The organism is Aeromicrobium sp. (assembly GCF_047607065.1).
Lineage (GTDB): Bacteria > Actinomycetota > Actinomycetes > Propionibacteriales > Nocardioidaceae > Aeromicrobium.
In genome coordinates this window covers 83,022-102,196 of the sequence record NZ_JASGDU010000057.1, presented here as the reverse complement: position 1 = coordinate 102,196, position 19,175 = coordinate 83,022, and the positions used below count along the sequence as shown (strand labels likewise).

General features: G+C 68.4%; 16 protein-coding genes. 13 read left to right on the top strand and 3 right to left on the bottom strand.

Features of this window, described 5'->3' with window-relative positions; genetic code table 11:
- Window positions 1–45 precede the first annotated feature (45 nt).
- From QM597_RS09660 to QM597_RS09635, 6 genes are all read left to right on the top strand, one after another.
- The gene (locus QM597_RS09660; protein ID WP_415004674.1) at window positions 46–723 is read left to right on the top strand and encodes a GyrI-like domain-containing protein; all 678 of its coding nucleotides are present in this window, start codon (window positions 46–48) and stop codon (window positions 721–723) included.
- 123 nt (window positions 724–846) lie between these two features.
- Window positions 847–1,293, top strand: a complete 447-nt coding sequence (locus QM597_RS09655) for a DUF3800 domain-containing protein (RefSeq protein WP_415004673.1) — start codon at window positions 847–849, stop codon at window positions 1,291–1,293.
- Between the two features lie 388 nt (window positions 1,294–1,681).
- Window positions 1,682–2,434, top strand: a complete 753-nt coding sequence (gene infC / locus QM597_RS09650; RefSeq protein WP_415004672.1) for a translation initiation factor IF-3 — start codon at window positions 1,682–1,684, stop codon at window positions 2,432–2,434.
- Window positions 2,435–2,629, top strand: a complete 195-nt coding sequence (rpmI, locus tag QM597_RS09645; protein ID WP_415004671.1) for a 50S ribosomal protein L35 — start codon at window positions 2,435–2,437, stop codon at window positions 2,627–2,629.
- A 34-nt stretch (window positions 2,630–2,663) separates the two neighbouring features.
- Window positions 2,664–3,056, top strand: coding sequence for a 50S ribosomal protein L20 (rplT, locus tag QM597_RS09640; protein ID WP_415004670.1), 393 nt, complete (start codon window positions 2,664–2,666; stop codon window positions 3,054–3,056).
- A gap of 23 nt (window positions 3,057–3,079) precedes the next feature.
- A complete protein-coding gene (locus QM597_RS09635; RefSeq protein WP_415004669.1) occupies window positions 3,080–3,874 on the top strand; it encodes a TrmH family RNA methyltransferase in 795 nt (264 codons plus the stop codon).
- A gap of 154 nt (window positions 3,875–4,028) precedes the next feature.
- On the opposite strand, the gene ileS is transcribed toward QM597_RS09635, so the two are convergent.
- Window positions 4,029–7,172: an isoleucine--tRNA ligase gene (ileS, locus tag QM597_RS09630; protein WP_415004668.1), complete on the bottom strand. Its 3,144-nt coding sequence runs from the start codon at window positions 7,170–7,172 to the stop codon at window positions 4,029–4,031.
- Between the two features lie 224 nt (window positions 7,173–7,396).
- Between ileS and QM597_RS09625 the strand changes: the two genes are divergently transcribed.
- From QM597_RS09625 to QM597_RS09595, 7 genes are all read left to right on the top strand, one after another.
- Entirely contained in the window at window positions 7,397–7,798 is a 402-nt protein-coding gene (locus QM597_RS09625) for a TraR/DksA family transcriptional regulator (protein ID WP_415004667.1), read from the top strand.
- 56 nt (window positions 7,799–7,854) lie between these two features.
- Window positions 7,855–8,319, top strand: a complete 465-nt coding sequence (locus QM597_RS09620) for a signal peptidase II (protein ID WP_415004666.1) — start codon at window positions 7,855–7,857, stop codon at window positions 8,317–8,319.
- Window positions 8,312–9,250, top strand: coding sequence for an RluA family pseudouridine synthase (locus tag QM597_RS09615; protein WP_415004665.1), 939 nt, complete (start codon window positions 8,312–8,314; stop codon window positions 9,248–9,250). The genes QM597_RS09620 and QM597_RS09615 overlap by 8 nt, the downstream gene beginning before the upstream one ends.
- Window positions 9,251–9,296: 46 nt before the next feature.
- A complete protein-coding gene (locus QM597_RS09610) occupies window positions 9,297–10,520 on the top strand; it encodes a pyridoxal phosphate-dependent aminotransferase (RefSeq protein ID WP_415004664.1) in 1,224 nt (407 codons plus the stop codon).
- A 50-nt stretch (window positions 10,521–10,570) separates the two neighbouring features.
- Complete coding sequence (locus QM597_RS09605; protein ID WP_415004663.1) at window positions 10,571–13,345, top strand: hypothetical protein; 2,775 nt, start codon at window positions 10,571–10,573, stop codon at window positions 13,343–13,345.
- A 113-nt stretch (window positions 13,346–13,458) separates the two neighbouring features.
- Window positions 13,459–17,022, top strand: coding sequence for a DNA polymerase III subunit alpha (dnaE, locus tag QM597_RS09600; RefSeq protein ID WP_415004662.1), 3,564 nt, complete (start codon window positions 13,459–13,461; stop codon window positions 17,020–17,022).
- Window positions 17,019–17,546 (top strand): hypothetical protein, encoded by a 528-nt coding sequence (locus tag QM597_RS09595; protein ID WP_415004661.1) that lies wholly within the window; start codon window positions 17,019–17,021, stop codon window positions 17,544–17,546. The genes dnaE and QM597_RS09595 overlap by 4 nt, the downstream gene beginning before the upstream one ends.
- On the opposite strand, the gene ybaK is transcribed toward QM597_RS09595, so the two are convergent.
- Together ybaK and QM597_RS09585 are read right to left on the bottom strand one after the other, a co-directional pair.
- Window positions 17,490–17,969: a Cys-tRNA(Pro) deacylase gene (gene ybaK / locus QM597_RS09590; RefSeq protein ID WP_415004660.1), complete on the bottom strand. Its 480-nt coding sequence runs from the start codon at window positions 17,967–17,969 to the stop codon at window positions 17,490–17,492. The genes QM597_RS09595 and ybaK overlap by 57 nt on opposite strands.
- Window positions 17,966–19,162, bottom strand: a complete 1,197-nt coding sequence (locus tag QM597_RS09585) for a benzoate/H(+) symporter BenE family transporter (protein ID WP_415004659.1) — start codon at window positions 19,160–19,162, stop codon at window positions 17,966–17,968. Before QM597_RS09585 ends, ybaK begins: the two co-directional genes overlap by 4 nt.
- Window positions 19,163–19,175: the final 13 nt, after the last annotated feature.

Below are 19,175 nucleotides of genomic sequence, written 5' to 3'. Positions count from 1 at the left end.
CGGGGGTTTCCGCGCGTGTCGCTACCGTGAGGGGATGAGGCTGCGGTGGACAAGATCGACCTCAAGAAGACCCAGGACGGCTATCGGGCCAGGCGGGGCGAGTTCCGGCTGCTCGACCTGCCCGAGACTCGCTATTTCATGGTCGACGGCCACGGTGACCCGAACACGGCGGCGGAGTTCGCGTCGGCGGTCGAGACGCTGTACCCGGTGGCCTACGGTCTGAAGTTCGCCAGCAAGAACAACCTCGGGCGCGACTATGTCGTGCCGCCGCTGGAGGGCCTGTGGTCGGCCGGCGACATGGCAGCGTTCACGACGGCCCGCGACAAGTCGGTCTGGGACTGGACGTTGCTGCTCTGGGTCCCGGACTGGATCGAACCGGCGCTGGTCGATGAGGTGGTCGCGCGGGTGGGGGAGACGAAGACCCCGCCCCGGATCGGTGACTTGCGGGTCGAGACGCTGGCCGAGGGGTTGTGCGTCCAGACTCTGCACGTCGGTTCCTTCGACGAGGAGGGGCCGGTGCTCGAACGCCTCCACCACGAGTTCGTCCCCGAGCACGGGCTGCGGCTCGCCGGCCGTCACCACGAGGTCTACCTCAGCGACTTCCGCCGCGTCCCGCCCGAGCGCCGCCGCACCATCCTGCGCCAACCCGTCGAGCGCCTGAATGAATCCGCGCTTGGCGGCGCGGTGACGTTTGGAACCGAGCATGGAGGCGCTCCGTGCTAATCTGGAATCACTGGGCTGGCCGCAAGGTCCTGGTCCACCCTTGAGGCGAGGACATCCCTCGCCACACCTTGAGGCGGGCGATGCCCGCCTCAAGTCGTTTGTCAGGACTCTACGTTGCGCGAGTTGAGCATCTTCATCGATGAGTCTGGCGACTTCGGCCCGGTGGAGGCTCACTCGCCGTACTACGTCATCAGCCTTGTCTTCCACGACCAGAGCGACGACATCACGGGTCACCTCGACAAGATCCACGATGCCCTCGTTGCTCGCGGTCTACCGGCCGGTCATGGCATTCACACCGGGCCGCTGATCCGCCGCGAACGCGACTACCGGTGGCTCGATGTCCGGGAGCGTCGCTCCCTCTTCCGCGTCCTGGTCGACTTCGTCCGCACCACCGACATCAGCCACCGCTCGTGGGTGTTCACGAAGAAGGATGTGGGAGACGCCAACGCGCTGGTCAGCATCATGTCCCGCGAACTCGGCGCCTTCATTCGGGACAACTTCGGCTATTTCCAGTCCTGGGACCATGACTTTCCTTTCGAGCATCGCCATAGAACGTGCGCCGCTAGGTGAACCTCGGTCTCTGAGAGGCATAGGCCACTCGTGGCCGAAGTCTCGAAGGGACCCGTCATCGCAGGCTTCGAGGCTCGCTCGTTCCTCACTCGCACCTCAGCCAGCGGAGCATCTTGGTCTTTTCCTTCATGCACGGCACTCGAAGTCCGTGCATGAAGGAGTTTCTCCGAAGAGACTGACAGTTTTCGGTTCAGCGCATCGGCAGCGTTGGCGAATGGCGGTACAGCGGCGCGCGGGGCGACGCGGATTTCTGCGGCGGGGGCGGCGCTGCTATGATGGATGGCGGAAGTGGAGGCCATCTCCCACCTAGGTGAACCTGCGGGTTCCGGGGTCAACGAACACATCGTTGTTCACGTGCTGTCTGGCGTGCTCGATGTGAGTTGTGGTGATGGCCTCCGTCTTTCAGACGGGGGCCTTTCTCATGGCCCTCACACGACCACCAGGAGGATCCATCAGCACCGAGCTGCGCGTCAACGACCGCATCCGCGTTCCCGAGGTCCGACTCGTCGGACCCGGTGGTGAGCAGGTGGGCATCGTCCGCATCGAGGATGCCCTTCGCCTGGCCGCCGAGAGCGATCTCGACCTCGTCGAGGTCGCCCCGACCGCCCGTCCGCCGGTCTGCCGCCTCATGGACTACGGCAAGTTCAAGTACGAGGCCGCCCAGAAGGCCCGCGAGTCCCGTCGTAACCAGACGAACACCATCATCAAAGAGATGAAGCTCCGCCCGAAGATCGACCAGCACGACTACGACACCAAGAAGGGTCACGTCGTGCGGTTCCTCAAGGCCGGCGACAAGGTCAAGATCACGATCATGTTCCGCGGCCGCGAGCAGCATCGCCCCGAACTCGGCTACCGCCTGCTGCAAAAGCTCGCCGCCGACGTTGAGGACCTGGGCTTCATCGAGTCCAATGCGCGCCAGGACGGCCGCAACATGACGATGGTGCTCAGCCCGCACAAGAAGAAGTCCGAGGCGCTCGCCGAGGTGAAGGCCGAGAAGGCCAAGGTCACCGCGGAGAAGGCTGCGCAGAAGGAGGCCGACGAGGCCGCCGACAAGGCGCACCGCGAGGCCCATGAGACCGCCGTCAGCAAGAAGAAGCCACGTCGACGTTCCGAGAACCTCGACCCAGACATGGAGGCATAGATGCCGAAGTTCAAGCCCCACTCGGGAATGAAGAAGCGCGTCAAGATCACCGGTAAGGGCAAGCTCCGCCGCGAGCAGACCAACCGCCGTCACCTCTTGGAGCACAAGCCCTCGACCCGCACGCGCCGCCTCGACGGCACGGTCGACGTCTCGAAGGCCGACACCAAGAAGGTCAAGAAGCTGCTCGGTCTCTGACCGGCCCCATTCCCCCATTCGTTAGGAGATCCAGATGGCACGCGTGAAGCGTTCTGTCAACGCACAGAAGAAGCGCCGCGAGACCCTCGAGCGCGCTTCGGGCTACCGCGGTCAGCGGTCGCGCCTGTACCGCAAGGCCAAGGAGCAGGTCACCCACTCGCTCGTCTACAACTACCGCGACCGCAAGACGCGCAAGGGCGACTTCCGCCGGCTGTGGATCCAGCGCATCAACGCTGCCGTCCGTGCCGACGGCATGACCTACAACCGCTTTATCCAGGGCCTCAAGGCTGCGGGTGTCGAGGTCGACCGCAAGAACCTGGCCGAGCTGGCCGTCAGCGATCCGGCCGCCTTCAGCGCGCTGGTGAAGCTGGCCAAGGAGAACCTGCCGGCCGACGTCAATGCCCCCAAGGACGACGCCGCCGCCTGAAGCGGTGCGTGTCCTCTGCCCGAGTGGCGAGTCCCGAGGTGTCCCTCACCGTCCGTAGCGGACGGGTGAGGCACGCCCGGCGGCTCGCCGCTCGGGCGTTTCGGGCCAAGACCGGCGAATTCCTCGCCGAAGGACCCCAGGCCGTGCGCGAGGCCGTCGCCGCCGGGGTCGTCATCGAGGCCTTCGCCACCGCCGGGGCCACCGAGCGGTACGCCGACATCGCCGCGAGCGCCCCGGACTGGCAGGTCGTCGACGAGGAGGTCGTGTCCGAGATCGCCGATGCGGTCGCCCCGCAGGGCATGGTGGCCCGCTGCCGCTCTGTCCTGCGCCCCCTCACTGGCGCGGACCTCGCCGGAGCGCGGCTCGTCGTGGTGTGCGCGGACATCCGCGATCCCGGTAACGCCGGAGCCGTTATCAGGTGCGCCGATGCCGCCGGTGCCGACGCGGTGATCCTGGCCGGTGACTGCGTCGATCCCCTCGGGCCGAAGGTCGTACGCTCTACCGCCGGGAGCCTGTTCCATCTGCCGATCCTGCTCGAACGCGATCTCGAAGCGGTGCTCTCGGCCGTCCGCGAGGCGGGCCTGCGCATCCTGGCCGCCGACGGCGGGGGAGACGCGGGCCTGTTCGACGCCGACCTGGACCTGGCCGCGCCGACCGCCTGGCTGATGGGCAACGAGGCCTGGGGCCTCCCGGCCGAGCGCCGTGCGCTGGCCGACCGGGTCGTGTCGATCCCCATCTACGGTCGCGCCGAGAGCCTCAACCTCGCCACCGCCGCCGCAGTCTGCCTCTACGCCACGGCCCGCGCTCAACGCCCGTAGCGCGCGGGCGAACGGCTTAGAACGTCCGCCAGTAGGTCCCGCTGGCTGAGGTGCGAGCGAGGAACGAGTGAGCCTCGAAGCCTGCGGTGGTGGGTCATTTCGAGGCTCGCAGGCTCGCACCTCAATGACCGGGGCCGCCAGCCAGCGGAGTCCCTCAGGCGCGGTCTACGGAGAAGGACAGGCCGAGGTCGGCCTCGGTGAAGGCGTTCGCGCTCTCATCGGCGGTGACCTCCACGGCCAGCACCTCGCGAGCGATCTCCGTCCCGTGGTCCGCGAAGGCCTCAGCCACGGCCTCACTGCCGCTCCAACGCAGCGTGATGCGGTCGGTGATCTCGAAGCCGGAGGACTTGCGCGCCTCCTGCACCGCGCGCACGATCTCGCGGGCCAGGCCGGCGCGGCGCAGATCGTCGTCCAGTTCGAGGTCCAGGGCGACGGTTTCCCCTTGGTCGTTGACCACCGACCAGCCCTCTCGCGGGCGTTCGCCGATGATGACGTCGTCCACGCCGATCTCCGCGCTCTGCCCGTCGACCTCGACGTTCACCGTCTGGCCGGCCTGCAGCGACTGAGCCACGGCACCGGCGTCGGCTGCCGTGATGGCGGCGGCCACCTGCGGCGTCTGCTTCCCGAACCGCTTGCCCAGCGCCCGGAAGTTCGCCTTGACCGTGTAGTCGACCAGATCCGCGCCGGCCTCGCCGAGCGGATCGAAGCCGCCGATGTTCAGCTCCTCGCCCAGGTGCGCCAGCAGGTCGGGGCCGAGCAGGCGGTGCGCGGCCGAGGCGATGAGCGCGCGGCGCAGCGGCTGGCGGACCTTGACCTTCGCCTCAGCGCGAGCGGCCCGGCCGAGTTCGGTGATGCGCCGCGCGAGGTGTACGCGCTCGTCCAGTCCCTCGACGATCAACGACTCGTCGGCAGCCGGCCAGGCCGCGAGATGCACCGAGGCCGCCGCAGTCGCGTCGACTGGCCGTACGACGTCCTGCCACACCCGCTCGGTGATGAACGGCACCAGCGGCGCCAACAGCCGGTTGAGCACGTCGATGGTCTCGTGCAGGGTCGCCAGCGCGCCGGCGTCGCCCTCCCAGAACCGGCGGCGCGAGCGGCGCACGTACCAGTTGGACAGGTCGTCGACGAACCGGCTGAGCCGCGCCCCGGCGGACTGGGTGTCGAACTGCTCCAGGTCGGCGGTCACGTCACGGGTCAGCACCTGCAGATTCGACAGGACCCACTGGTCGAGCACGTCGCGCTCGGCCGGCGCCGGTGCCTCCTGGGCGGGCGTCCAGCCGGCGGCGCGCGCGTACAGCACGTGGAAGGCGACGGTGTTCCAGTAGGTCAGCAGCACCTTGCGGACGATCTCGGTCAGCGTCGTATGGCCGATGCGCCGCGCCGACCACGGCGAGCCGGAGCAGGCCATGAACCACCGCAGTGCGTCGGCACCGTGCTCGTCCATGAGCGGCATCGGCAGCAGGATGTTGCCCAGGTGCTTGCTCATCTTCCGGCCGTCCTCGGCCAGCAGGTGCCCCAGGCAGACGACGTTCTCGTAGGAGGACTTGTCGAAGACCAGCGTCCCGACCGCCATGAGCGAGTAGAACCAGCCGCGGGTCTGGTCGATGGCCTCGCAGATGTACTGCGCCGGGTAGGCGCGCTCGAAGCGCTCGGCCGACCCCTCGACGTGCGGATAGCCCCACTGGGCGAAGGGCATCGAGCCGGAGTCGAACCAGACGTCGATGACCTCGGGCACCCGGCGGTAGGTGCCTTCTTCGCCGTCGAGGGTGAAGGTGACGTCGTCGATGAAGGGGCGGTGCGGGTCCAGGCCGGACAGGTCGCGGCCGGTCAGCTCCGAGAGCTGCGCCAGCGACTCGATGCACACGAGCTTGCTCGGGTCGGTGTCATTGCGCCAGATCGGCAGCGGCGTGCCCCAGTAGCGCGAACGCGACAGCGACCAGTCGATGTTGTTGTCGAGCCAGTCGCCGTAGCGGCCGTGCTTGATCGTCTCGGGGAACCAGTTCGTCGCCTGGTTCTCGGCGAGCAGTTGATCCTTGATCTGCGTTGTGCGGATGTACCAGGCCGGCAGCGCGTAGTACATGAGCGGCGTGTGGCAGCGCCAGCAGTGCGGATAGGAGTGCTCGTAGTCGAGCTTGGCGAACAGCAGGCCGCGCGCGTCGAGGTCGGCGACCAGGGCGGTGTCGGCGTCCTTGAAGAAGGTGCCGCCCACGAGCGGCACGCCGTCGCCGAAATGGCCGTTTGCTTCGATCGGGTTGACGACCGGCAGGCCGTAGGCCTTGCAGACCGCCATGTCGTCGGCACCGAACGCGGGGGACTGGTGGACCAGGCCGGTGCCGTCGTCGGTGGTCACATACTCGGCCAGCACGACGAAGTGTGCGTCCGGCACGTCCACGAGATCGAAGGGACGCCGATAGGTCCACCGCTCCATATCGCGCCCGGCGAAGGTCTGCTCGACCGTCCAGCCCTCGCCGAGGGCCTTCTCGACCAGGCCCTCGAAGACGATCACGCGGTCCTCGCCCTTGGCGGCGAGCGCATAGGTGTAGTCCGGGTGCGCCGCGACTGCGGTGTTCGACACGAGCGTCCACGGCGTCGTGGTCCACACCAGCAGATCGACGCCCGCGTGCGGGCCGGACGTCAGCGGGAAGCGGACGTAGACCGACGGGTCGACGACGGTCTCGTAGCCCTGTGCCAGCTCGTGATCGGACAGCGTCGTGCCGCAGCGCGGGCAGTACGGGGCGACCCGGTGGTCTTGGGCGAGCAGGCCCTTGTCGAAGATGCGCTTGAGCGCCCACCAGACGCTCTGGACGTATTCGGAGTCCATCGTCCGGTACGGGTGGGCCATGTCGGTCCAGTAGCCCATGCGGTCGGTCATCTCCTCGAACTGACCGACATTGCGCAGCACCGCCTCACGGCACTTCGCGTTGAACTCGGCGATGCCGTAGGCCTCGATGTCGGGCTTGCCGCCCAGGCCCAGCTCCTTCTCGACGGCGATCTCGACGGGCAGGCCGTGGCAGTCCCAGCCGGCCTTGCGCTCGACCAGGTGGCCCTGCATCGTCTTGAACCGCGGGAAGACGTCCTTGAAGACGCGCGCCTCGACGTGGTGCGTGCCCGGCGTGCCGTTGGCGGTGGGCGGTCCCTCGTAGAAGGTCCAGCGCGGTGCCTCGGACCGTTCGTCAAGGCTCGCGGCGAAGGTGCCTTCGCGCTCCCAGAGGTCGAGCACCTCGTGTTCGAGGGCGACCAGGTCGATCTGGGCCGGAACCGGACGGTAGGTCGAGGGGGTGTGGGCGTCTGACGTCACACGCTCGATTCTATGGGGAAGAACGTGGGGCCTGGGCGGATAGGCGCTGGCTGAGGTGCGTAGGCCGCTTACGGCCGGAGCCTCGAAGCCTGCGGTGGTGGGTCATTTCGAGGTGTGCTGCGCTCGCACCTCAATGACCGGGTTCCGCCTATCCGCGCATTCTCTTGGGGCACCGACGGTGAGGCGGGTTGCCAGGGGGCCTCCGGGCGTCTACTGTCCGGCGCATGTCGAAGTCGAAGCTCCTTGTCCGCGATGACGAGGACCCGTGGACCGATGCCGAGGTCGCCGAGGTCGAATCGGAGCTGACCGGCGACCTGGATCGCCTGCGCGGCGAGTTGGAGCAGGCCGCGCGCGATCTGGCCGATCTGCTCCGCGACGGAGTGGAGGGGGCAGGCAACGACCAGGCCGACGTCGGCTCCAAGGGCTTGGAGCGCGACGCCGAGATGTCGCTCGCGGCCAACCAGCGCGAGCTGCTGTACCAGACCGAGAAGGCTCTCGACCGTTTGCAGAACGGCAGTTATGGGCAGTGCGAGTCGTGCGGGAAGGCCATCGGCACGGGCCGGCTGATGGCCTTCCCGCGGGCCACGTTGTGCTTGGTGTGCAAGCAGCGCGAGGAACGCCGCTGAGCGCCGCAGAGGCCGTCGACGGCCGGGGAGTCCTGACCCGCTTCGCGGCTGGGGTGATGGCCGCCTGGGCAGCGGACCAGGCGACGAAGGTGTGGGCCGTCGCCCGCCTCGACGGTCACGATCCGATCACCCTGATCCCCGGTGCGCTGTCGCTGCGGTTCCTGCGCAATCCGGGCGCGGCCTTCGGCCTGGGTACGTCGATGACGCTGCTGCTCAGCCTGGTGGCCATCGTCGTGGTGATCGTCGTGGTGCGACTGGCCCCGCGACTGCGCGACCGGACCTGGACACTGGCCATTGCCCTGCTGCTGGCCGGAACCCTCGGCAACCTGACCGACCGGCTGCTGCGCGAACCGGAACCGCTGCACGGGCACGTGGTGGACTTCCTCGACTACGGCGGCCTGTTCGTCGGCAATGTCGCCGACATTTATCTGACGGTCGCGGCGGTGCTCATCCTGTGGCGGTCCTGGCAGGGCGTGGCTCTCGACGGGACGCCTGCACCGGCCGGTGACGACGATGAGTGAGCCGGCGCATACCGTGCGCGTCATCCCCGTGCCGGACGGACTCGACGGGGAGCGGATCGACGTCGCGGTCTCGCGCCTCCTGGGCCTGTCGCGTTCGCGGGTCGCCGATCTCGTCGCCGAAGGCCACGTCGTGCTCGACGGCGCGGTCCCGGCGAAGTCCGACCGGGTCTGGCCTGGCGCTCTGCTGGAGGTGACCATCCCGCAGGTCCGCCCGGTCGAGGTGACTGCGGTGCCGGTCGACGATCTGCAGATCATGTACGACGACGATGACTTCCTCGTGGTCGACAAGCCCGTCGGTGTCGCGGCCCATCCCGGAGTGGGCTGGACCGGCCCCACGGTGCTCGGCGCGCTTGCCGCGCGCGGCTACCGGATCTCGACCTCGGGCGCACCCGAACGGCAGGGCATCGTTCACCGGCTCGACGTCGGCACCAGCGGCCTGATGGCGGTGGCGAAGTCCGAGCACGCCTACAGCGTGATGAAGCAGTACTTCCGCGACCGAGTGGTCGACAAGACCTACCACGCCCTCGTCCAGGGCCACCCCGATCCGCACACGGGCACCATCGACGCTCCCATCGCCCGGCACCCGAAGCACGACTTCAAGTTCACCGTCCGCGCCGACGGGCGGCCGAGCGTCACCCACTACGACACGCTGGAAGCGCACCGCTACGCCTCGCTGCTGACGATCAAGCTGGAGACCGGCCGCACCCACCAGATCCGCGTGCATATGAGCGCGCTCAAGCACCCCTGCGTGGGCGATCCGCTGTACGGCGCGGACCCCACCCTGGCCCGGAAAGTCGGGCTGGAGCGCCAATGGCTGCACGCTGTGGGTCTGGGCTTCGATCATCCGCGCACGGGGGAGCCGGTGACCTTCATCTCGCCGTATCCGCAGGACCTGCAGCGGGCACTCGACACGATTCGTGGCCTGAACTGACCCCGAAAGGGTGAGGTTCGGGGTGAGGAAGTGAAAGGATAGGCCCATGAGTCCCTCGGTGCGGCAGTCGGAGAAGCTGCGTGACGTCCTGTACGACATTCGTGGACCCGTCAGCGCCCGAGCCGCCCAGTTGGAGGCCGAGGGCCACCGTATCCTCAAACTCAACATCGGCAACCCCCAGCCGTTCGGCTTCGATGCGCCGGCGGAGATCCTGCAGGACGTCATCGCCGGGCTGCCCGGATCGGCGGGTTATTCGGATTCCAAAGGCATCCAGTCGGCGCGGCGTGCGGTCGTGCACCACTATCAGCTCGTCGAAGGCTTCCCGCATGTCGACGTCGACCAGGTGTGGATCGGCAACGGGGTCTCGGAGTTGATCCAGATCGCCCTGCAGGCACTGCTCAACAACGGCGACGAGGTCCTCGTGCCGATGCCGGACTATCCGCTGTGGACCGCCGTGACCAACCTGGCCGGCGGCCGGCCGGTCCACTACCGCTGTGACGAGGCTAACGGCTGGAACCCCGATCTGGACGATTTGGAGTCCAAGATCACCGAGCGCACCAAGGCCATCGGCGTCATCAATCCGAACAATCCGACCGGAGCGGTCTACTCCCGCCAGACGCTCGAGCGGATCGTCGAGTTGGCGCGGCGGCACAACCTGATCCTCATGGCCGACGAGATCTACGACAAGATCCTCTACGGCGACGCCACGCACCACGCCCTCGCCTCCCTCGCCCCGGACGTGCTGACGCTGACCTTCAACGGGTTGTCGAAGGCCTACCGGGTCTGCGGCTACCGCGCCGGCTGGCTGGTGGTCACTGGCCCCTTGGAGCGTGCGCGCGACTACCTGGAGGGCATCACGTTGCTGGCGTCGATGCGGTTGTGCCCCAATGTGCCCGCGCAGAACGCGATCCAGGTGGCGCTCGGCGGCTACCAGTCGATCAGTGAACTGATTCTGCCCGGCGGACGACTGCTGGAGCAGCGCGACACGGCGGTCACCGAACTGCGCAAGATTCCTGGTGTCACCGTGGTCGAGCCGCGCGGCGCGCTCTACGCCTTCCCGCGGCTCGACCCCGACGTCTATGCCATCAAGGACGACCAGCAGTTGGCGCTCGATCTGCTGGAGGCCGAGAAGATCCTCATCACCCAGGGCACCGGTTTCAACTGGCCGGATCCCGACCACCTGCGCATCGTGACGCTCCCATGGTCACGAGATCTCGCGGACGCCATCGGACGCATGGGACATTTCCTGTCCACGTATGAACAGAATTGACGGTCGAGACGCCTACCATGGATCCGCACACAAATGATTCGGAAGACTCCATGAACCAGCCTGCCGAAACTGACGAGGACATCCTGCACCGAGTCCAACGGGCCTTGGGCGTGGCTCCGGCCGTGAATGGGGCCGACCGGGGGGACCCTGCGGTGCCGCAGGGCGAATCGGAGGTCGAACGTCTCCGCGCGACGGTAGACAAGATGCTGCGGGCCGAGGCGGACCTGCACGCTCAGGTCGCGCGTGCGCGAGGCGAAGTTTTCGATCTACGTGCCGAGTTGGAGGCGCTGACCGAGGGGAACCCCCGCAGTCAGGGCGGTGCGCATCAGGGTCCGGCACCCGACGAGACGAGTGAGGCCCTCACGCAGGCCGAGGCCGAGATCGCCGCCCAGCGCGACCTGCTGGCCCAGCGGGACGCCGAGATCGCCGAACTACGCCAGACGGCCGCACTGGTTCCCCAGGTCGAGGAGGAAGCACGCGCGGAGCTGGAACGGATCGAGTCGCAATTAGTTGAACAGCAACTCGTCGCTCAGGCCCGTGACAGCCAGATCACCCAGTTACGCGAAGCGCTGGCCGCTCAGGAGGCCGATACCGCAGTACGCGACGAACTGGCCCGTGTCGAGGACTTGTTGCGCGCCGAACAGCAGCGGGCCGCAGAGCGCGAAGCCGAGGTCTCCGATCTGCGTCAGTTGCTCTCCGACCAAGAGTCCGGTGCCGCAGCCGCGCGCCGTACGTTGGCGCGGGTCGAGGCTGAGTTGGCCGACGAGCGGCGACGAGCCACCGAGCGCGAGGACGAGATCGTCCAGTTGCGTCAGGCGCTCAACGACGGCGATCCCGAGGTCGATGTAGTTCGCGGCGAGTTGGAACGCGCCCAGGCTCTGCTGGATGAGCAGCGCGAACTGGTCGTGGCGCGGGACGCCGAGTTGCTGGAACTGCGCGAACTCGTGACCGACGGGGCGGCTGGTGCCGAGAGCGTCGCGGAGGAGGTCTCCCGGCTCCAGGGGCTACTGGAGGAGCAGCGCGCCGCCGTATCCGCGCGCGATGCCGAGATCGCCGAGTTGCGAGAGTCGGTCGCCGACGGCGGTCTGTTCGCCGACCAGGCGCGCGAGGAGATGACGTGGGCGCAGGGCGAGTTGACCCGATCGGAGGCTCGGGTCGCCGACCTGACGCAGGCCCTCGCCGAGCGCGAAGCGTCGCCGGAGGCGTTGCGCGCCTCGGCGGCCGACAGCGACGCGGATTCCGCCGACCTTCACGACCATCAGGCCCAGGCGCAGGCTGAGATCGACCGCTTAGAGGCGTTGCTGACAGAGCAGCGCGAACTGGTGAGCGTCCGCGAAGCCGAGCTGGCGCGCTCGCGAGATGCCGCAGCCGACCACGACTCCTTCTCGGCGCAGATGTATGCCGACGTGGCATGGGCGCGCGAGGAATTGACGCGGCTGGAGGCGTTGGTCGCCGAACAACGCGATCAACTCGGCGACCGCGACGCCCAGATCGCGGAGTTGCGGCGCTTGGTCAGCGACCGTGACCTGCAGGTTGAACAGTGGCGCGAAGACATTGACCGAACCCAGGAGGAGTTCACGCGCTCGGAGGTCCGGCTCACCGAGGTCCGTGACCAGTTGGCCGCCCGCGACGAGGAGTTGAGTCGCCTGCGCAGTGATTTGGCCGACCACGCCGGGACTGACGAGATGGCCCGCCAGCTCACCGCCACTCAGGCCGAGTTGATCGAGCAGCGCGGTCAGCTCAACGCGCTGGAGACCGAACTGGAGCAGGCACGGGCGGCGCTGGCCGACAGCGAGGCCCAAGCCTCCCAGTTGCGCCGTGACCTGGCGTGGACCCAGGCCCAGCTCGATGAGCAGGTTGCGGCCCGCGATGCCGAGATCGCCGAGATCCGTACCAGCCGCGGAGAGTTGGAATCGCGGGTTGCGCAGGCCCGCAGTGACGTCGCCCGCCTGCGTGAGGAGGTCTCGGCGCGCGAGTCCGAGATCGCCCGCCTACGCCTGGACCTGACGTCCAGCCGCAGTGAGGCTGCCGATCACCGTGACCGCTCTGCTGCCCTGGAGGCTCAAGCGTCGGTGCTGCGCGCCGACCTTGCGCGCCTGCGTGACCAGGTGGCGGTCCGCGACGCGGAGATATCCCGGCTCCACGACGACCTGGTCACCCTGCGTGAGGAGGCCGCTGCACGCGGTGCCGAGGTGGGCGAACTGCGTGCCGCAGTCACGGCCCGCGAGACCATGGCCGAACAGGTTCGTCGAGAGTTGGAGTGGGCTGAGTCCGAACTGGCCGAGCGGCGGACGCGCCTGACCGACCGCGAGGCGGAGTTGATCCAGCAGCGCGAAATCGCCGCGGCGCGCACTGCTGAGGCCACGGGGTTGCGTGAGTTCCTCGACGACCGCGAGAAGCAGTTCGAGGAGACTCGGGTGGCCCTGGCTCGTGTGCAGGCCGAACTGGTCGGCTACCGCGAGACCATCGCCGCCCGCGACGTGGAGATCGCCACGCTGCGCGAGTTCGTCGCCGACCGGGACGCCCGCGGCGAGATGCTGCGCGCCGAGCTGGAGCACTCCCGTGCCACGGCGGCCGAGTTTGAGGCGCGCGTCGCGGCCCTGCTGCGTACGCTGGTCGAGCGCGAGGACGAGTTGACCAAGACCAAGGCGCGACTGCTGGAGATCGACGAGCGGCCGCGCAAGCTGGAGGCGGCCTACGTCACGATCAGCGAGCGCGAGGCCGAGATCCAGGCCCTGCAGGAGGCGATGCTCGAAGCCGAGCAGCGCCACGCCGCCGAGGTCACGTCCGTGGTGGCCGAGTTCGAGGCGCTGCTGCGTCAGTGACGCAGCGGGCGCGTCCCCGGCGTCCCTCGCGTGCCGTCGCCGGATGTGTCCGAACCCTCGATTAGGCTGGCACCCTTGCCCCGCCGATCCGCCATGAGGAGGCCTCCGCCGCGATGCCGAGCGACTCGTCCTTCGTGCATCTGCACGTCCACACGGAGTACTCGATGCTCGACGGTGCCTCCCTGCTCGACGGACTGTTCGAGCGGACTGCGGGCCTGGGCATGCCGGCCATCGCCATGACCGACCACGGCAACGTTCACGGTGCCTACGACTTCTGGAAGAAGGCCCGCGCGCACGGGGTCAAGCCGATCATCGGCCTGGAGGCCTATCTCACGCCCGGCACGCACCGCTCGGAGCGGCGCCGGGTCCGCTGGGGCAAGGGCAACAGCGAGGAAGAAGGCGGCAACGACGTCTCCGGCGGCGGCTCCTACACCCACATGACGATGCTCGCCACGAGCACCGAAGGCATGCACAACCTGTTCCGGCTGTCGTCGCTGTCGAGCCTGGAGGGCTACTACTTCAAGCCGCGCGCCGACCGCGAACTGCTGAACCGCTACGGCAAGGGCCTGATCGCCACCACGGGATGTCCGTCGGGCGAGGTGCAGACCCGGCTGCGGCTCGGGCAGTACGACGAAGCCCGCAAGGCCGCTGCGGAGTTCCAGGACATCTTCGGCAAAGAGAACTTCTTCCTCGAACTGATGGACCACGGGCTGTCCATCGAGAAGGTGGTCCGCGACGACCTGCTGCGCCTCGGCAAGGAGCTGGGCATCCCGCCCATCGCCACCAACGACTCGCACTACAACAACCCCGAGGACGCTGCCACCCAGGAGGCGCTGCTGTGCGTCAACTCCGGCAGCCGCCTGTCGGAGCCGACCTACGCCCAGGGCGGCAAGCGGTTCGCCTTAGAGGGCACCGGGTACTACATCAAGTCCGCCGAGGAGATGCGCGCGCTGTGGGAGGATTCCTACGGCCTGAAGGAGGCGTGCGACAACACCCTGGCCATCGCCGAGCGCTGCGAGGTCGAGTTCACCGAGTCCACCGGCGGCTACATGGCGCGCGCCGACGTGCCAGCGGGGGAGACCGAGGAGTCCTGGTTCGTCAAGGAGGTCTGGCGGGGCATCGAGTCGCGGTACCCCGGTGAGGCCCTCACCGACGAGGTTCGCGCGCGCGTCGAGATGGAGCTGGAGGTCATCAAGACCAAGGGCTACTGCGGCTACTACCTCGTGGTCGCCGACTTCATCGGCTGGGCCAAGGACAACGGCATCCGCGTCGGACCGGGCCGTGGTTCGGGTGCGGGTTCCATTGCCGCGTACGCGCTGCGCATCACCGACCTGTGCCCGCTCACCCACGGCCTGATCTTCGAGCGCTTCCTCAACCCCGAACGCCCTTCGATGCCCGACTTCGACATCGACTTCGACGAGCGCCGGCGCGCCGAGGTGATCCGCTACGTCAGCGAGAAGTACGGGTCGGACCGGGTGGCCATGATTGCCACCTTCGGCCGGATCAAGGCCAAACAAGCCATCAAGGACGCCACCCGCGTCCTGTCCTACGATTTCCCGCTCGGCGAGAAGATCACCAAGGCGCTGCCGGCCGACGTCATGGGCAAGGGCGTGCCGCTCGCGCAGCTGTTCAACGACAAGCACCCGCGCTACAACGACGGCAAGGAGTTCCGCGACCTGCACGCCGTCGACGCCGATGTGCGCACCATCTATGACACGGCACTCGGCCTGGAGGGGCAGATCCGCCAGTGGGGCGTGCACGCGGCCGGCGTCATTATGAGCAGCGACCCGCTCATCGACGTCGTGCCGATTATGAAGCGCGAGCAGGACGGCGCGATCATCACCCAGTTCGACTACCCGATGTGCGAGGCGCTCGGGCTGGTCAAGATGGACTTCCTGGGCCTGCGCAACCTCACGGTGCTCGACGACGCGGTCGCCAACATCAAGTCCAACCGGGGCGTCGACCTGGTCCTGGAAGACCTCGCCTTCGACGACCCGGAGGCGTACGCCCTGCTCGGCCGCGGCGACACGCTCGGGGTCTTCCAGCTCGACGGCGGCCCGATGCGCTCGCTGCTGCGGCTCATGCAGCCGGACAACTTCGAGGACATCTCGGCCGTCATCGCGCTGTACCGGCCCGGCCCGATGGGTGCCAACAGTCACACCAACTACGCGCTGCGTAAGACCGGTAAGCAGGACATCGACTACATCGATCCGGAGCTGACCGAGGCTCTCAAGCCGATCCTCGGCGGCACCTACGGCCTGATCATTTATCAAGAGCAGGTCATGTCGATCGCCCAGGAGCTGGCCGGGTTCACGCTCGGACAGGCCGACAATCTGCGCCGCGCCATGGGCAAGAAGAAGCGCGAAGTGCTGCAGAAGGAGTTCGTCGGCTTCGAGGCGGGCATGATGGAGCGCGGCTTCTCCAAGGGCGCGATCAAGAAGTTGTGGGACATCTTGGTGCCCTTCGCCGACTACGCCTTCAACAAGGCGCACTCGGCGGCCTACGGCGTCATCAGCTATTGGACGGCCTACCTCAAGGCGCACTATCCGGCCGAGTACATGGCGGCGCTGCTCACCAGTGTCCGCGGCGACAAGGACAAGTCCGCCGTCTACCTCAGCGAGTGCCGCCGGCTCGGCATCCAGGTGCTGCCGCCGGACGTCAACGACTCCATCGGCACCTTCGCCTCGGTCGGCGACGATATCCGCTTCGGCCTGTCGGCGGTCCGCAACGTCGGCGACAACGTCGTGGCCGGCGTCGTCGAGGCGCGCGAGGAGAAGGGACGCTACGCCGACTTCTCGGACTTCCTCGACAAGGTGCCGCTCACGGTCTGCAACAAGCGGGTGCTCGACTCGCTCATCAAGGCCGGCGCGTTCGACTCGATGGGTCACGGACGGCGCGCGCTGGTGACCATCGCGGAGGAGGCGGTAGACCAGCACGTCGATCTCAAGCGCAACGCGGCCATCGGTCAAGACTCGCTGTTCGGCGGACTGGACGATCCGAGCGGCGGGGTCTCGATCACCATTCCGCCGGTGCCGGAGTGGGACAAGACGCAGCTGCTCGCCTTCGAGCGCGACATGCTCGGGCTGTATGTCTCCGATCATCCGCTGCTGGGTCTCGAACACGTGCTGAAGGCCAGCAGCGACTGCACGGTCGGCGAGATCGTCTCCGATACCGAACGGTCCGACGGGTCGACGGTCAAGCTGTGCGGCCTCATCACCGGCGTCCAGCGGCGATTGTCGAAGAAGGGCGACACGTGGGCCTCGGTGACCATCGAGGACCTCGAAGGCTCGGTCGAGGTCATGGTCTTCCCTGCGGCCTACACGCTGGCCGCCGAGCTGCTGCGCAACGACACCGTGGTCGCGGTCAAGGCCCGCATCCGCCGCAAGGACGAAGGCGTCGACCTCATGGCGACGGAGGTCACGATGCCGGCGATGAGCGTCAGCGGCACCGAGGCACCCATCGCGGTCACCATGCCCGTGGCCCGCTGCACCCCCGACATGATCGCGCGGCTCAAGCAGGTGCTGGCCGCCCACCCAGGAGCCAGTGACGTGCACCTCAAACTCGTGAGTCCGGCCGGTACCAAGGTGATGCGGCTCGACCGCAACTACCGGGTCACCCAGTCCTCGGCGCTCATCGCCGACCTCAAAGAACTGCTCGGCCCGAGGTGCGTCGCATGAGGCGCGCTCTGGCGTTGACGCTCGTCCTGCCGCTGCTCGCGGGGGTCGCGGGAGCGGTGGTCTGGTCGCGCTGGGCCGATCCCGCCCTCTGGACGGTGCACGAGGGGCAGTTGCAGATGGGCCAGGAGGCGGTGGCCACGGAGATCGGCGTTCCGTTGGCCTTCGCGGCCGTCGGGGTCGTCGGCGGGCTGCTGCTGGGCTTCCTCATCGGGCTGCTGTCGCGCCAGGTGGATTGGCCGCTGGTGTTCGTGGGCCTGCTGTCGGCCGGGGTGGCGACGCTGGTGGCGTGGCGTCTCGGCATCGTGCTCGGGCCGCCGGATCCGGTGACGGTGGCTGGACTTTCCGAAGGCGACACGGTGCAGGCGCGGCTCACGCTGAACCTGCCGGCGGCCTTCCTCGCCTGGCCTGCGGCCACCTTGGCCGGGCTGATGCCGGGGGTCGGCTTGAACCCCCGAGGACGGGAGCCGTCAGCGCGCTATGGCGGCGACGATGCCTTCGGTGAGGTCGATCAGGTCGGCCGCTGACAGTTCCACGTCCAGCCCGCGACGCCCGCCGGAGACGAGGACGGTGTCCCACAGTTCGACGGTCTCGTCGATGACCGTGCGGTGCCCTCGGCGCTGTCCTAGCGGGGAGATGCCGCCGAGGACGTAGCCGGTGGCGCGCTGCGCGGCGACCGGATCGGCCATCGTCGCGCGTTTGGCACCGAGCGCACCTGCGGCGGCCTTGAGGTCGAGCGTGCAGCTCACCGGGACGACGGCCACGGCCAGCGTGCCGCCCAGGTCGATCATCAGTGTCTTGAACACCCGGTCGGGGTCGACGTCCAGGGCCTCGGCGGCCTCGCGGCCGTAGGAGGCGACACGCGGATCGTGCGTGTACGGATGCAGGACGTGATCGACGCCGGCGGTCAGGAGCGCCGCGACGGCCGGGGTCGACTCGCCCTTGCTCATGGCCGCTCCCGTTCGCCCGATTCCAGCAGCGCGCGCACGGCCAGGCCCACGACGAGAGCCCAGAACGCGCCGCCGATACCGGCGAACTGCAACCCGGAGGCGGCCACGAGGAAGGTCAGCAGGCTGCTGGCGCGATGGCGGGCGTCCTCCAGCGAAGCGAGGATCGCCGAGGCGAAGGTGCCCAGGAGCGCCAGTCCGGCGACGGTTTCGACGATGCCGGAGGAGGCCGCCTCGGTCAGCGCGACCAGCGTCCCGGAGGTGAGGGCCAGCACCAGGTAGGCGGCACCCGCAGTGACGGCTGCGATCCAGCGGCGGTTTCGCGGGCCGGCACCGTCTCCGGCGGCCAGGGCAGCCGACAGCGCGGCGAGGTTGACGGCGTGACCGCCGAAGAAGCCGGTCAGGCTGGTGCCGAGGCCGGTCGTCAGCATCGCCGGCCGCCACGGGACGTCGTAGCCGAAACTGCGCATGACCGCGACACCGGGGATGTTCTGCGAGGCCAAGGTGACGATGGTCAGCGGCACGGCGATTCCGACGACCGCCGCTACCGTGAACACCGGCGTCGTGAACGCCAGCTGTGGCGCGAACGCCGAGGCGTCGAGTGCCGTGTCCGAGACCGCCACGGAGACGCCGATGGAGATCAGCGCCGCGAGGAGCGCCAACGGCACCGCCCACTGCGGCAGCCACCGGGTCGCGGCGAGCCAGACGAGGACGACCGGCACCACCGCCCAGGGAGCATCGCCGAGCGCCTCGACCGGCGCGAGGCAGAGTTCGAGTAGGACGCCGGCCAGCATCGCCTGGGCGAGGGGCACGGGAATGGCCGCGGCGAGACGGCCCAGAGGGCCGATGGCCCCGGTCAGGGCCAGCAGAACCCCGGTGACGACGAAGGCACCGACGGCCGCAGGCCAGCCGCCGCCGACCAGCCCGGTGCTCACCAGCAGCGCGGCACCGGGAGTCGACCAGGCCAGCGTCAGGGGAGTGCGGGTCCACCAGGCCAGGGCGATCATGCACAGCCCGAAGACGGCGGTGAGGGCGAGCAGGCCGCTGGCCGCCTCTTGCGGTGAGGCACCCACCGCCCGCAGGCCCGACAGAACGACGGCGAACGAACTGGTGAACCCGACGAGCGCGGTGACGACCCCCGCGACCACCGGCTGCTGGAGCGCTTTCTCGTCGGACGCAGAAGGCACGTGAGTCATGGTAGTCAGGTCA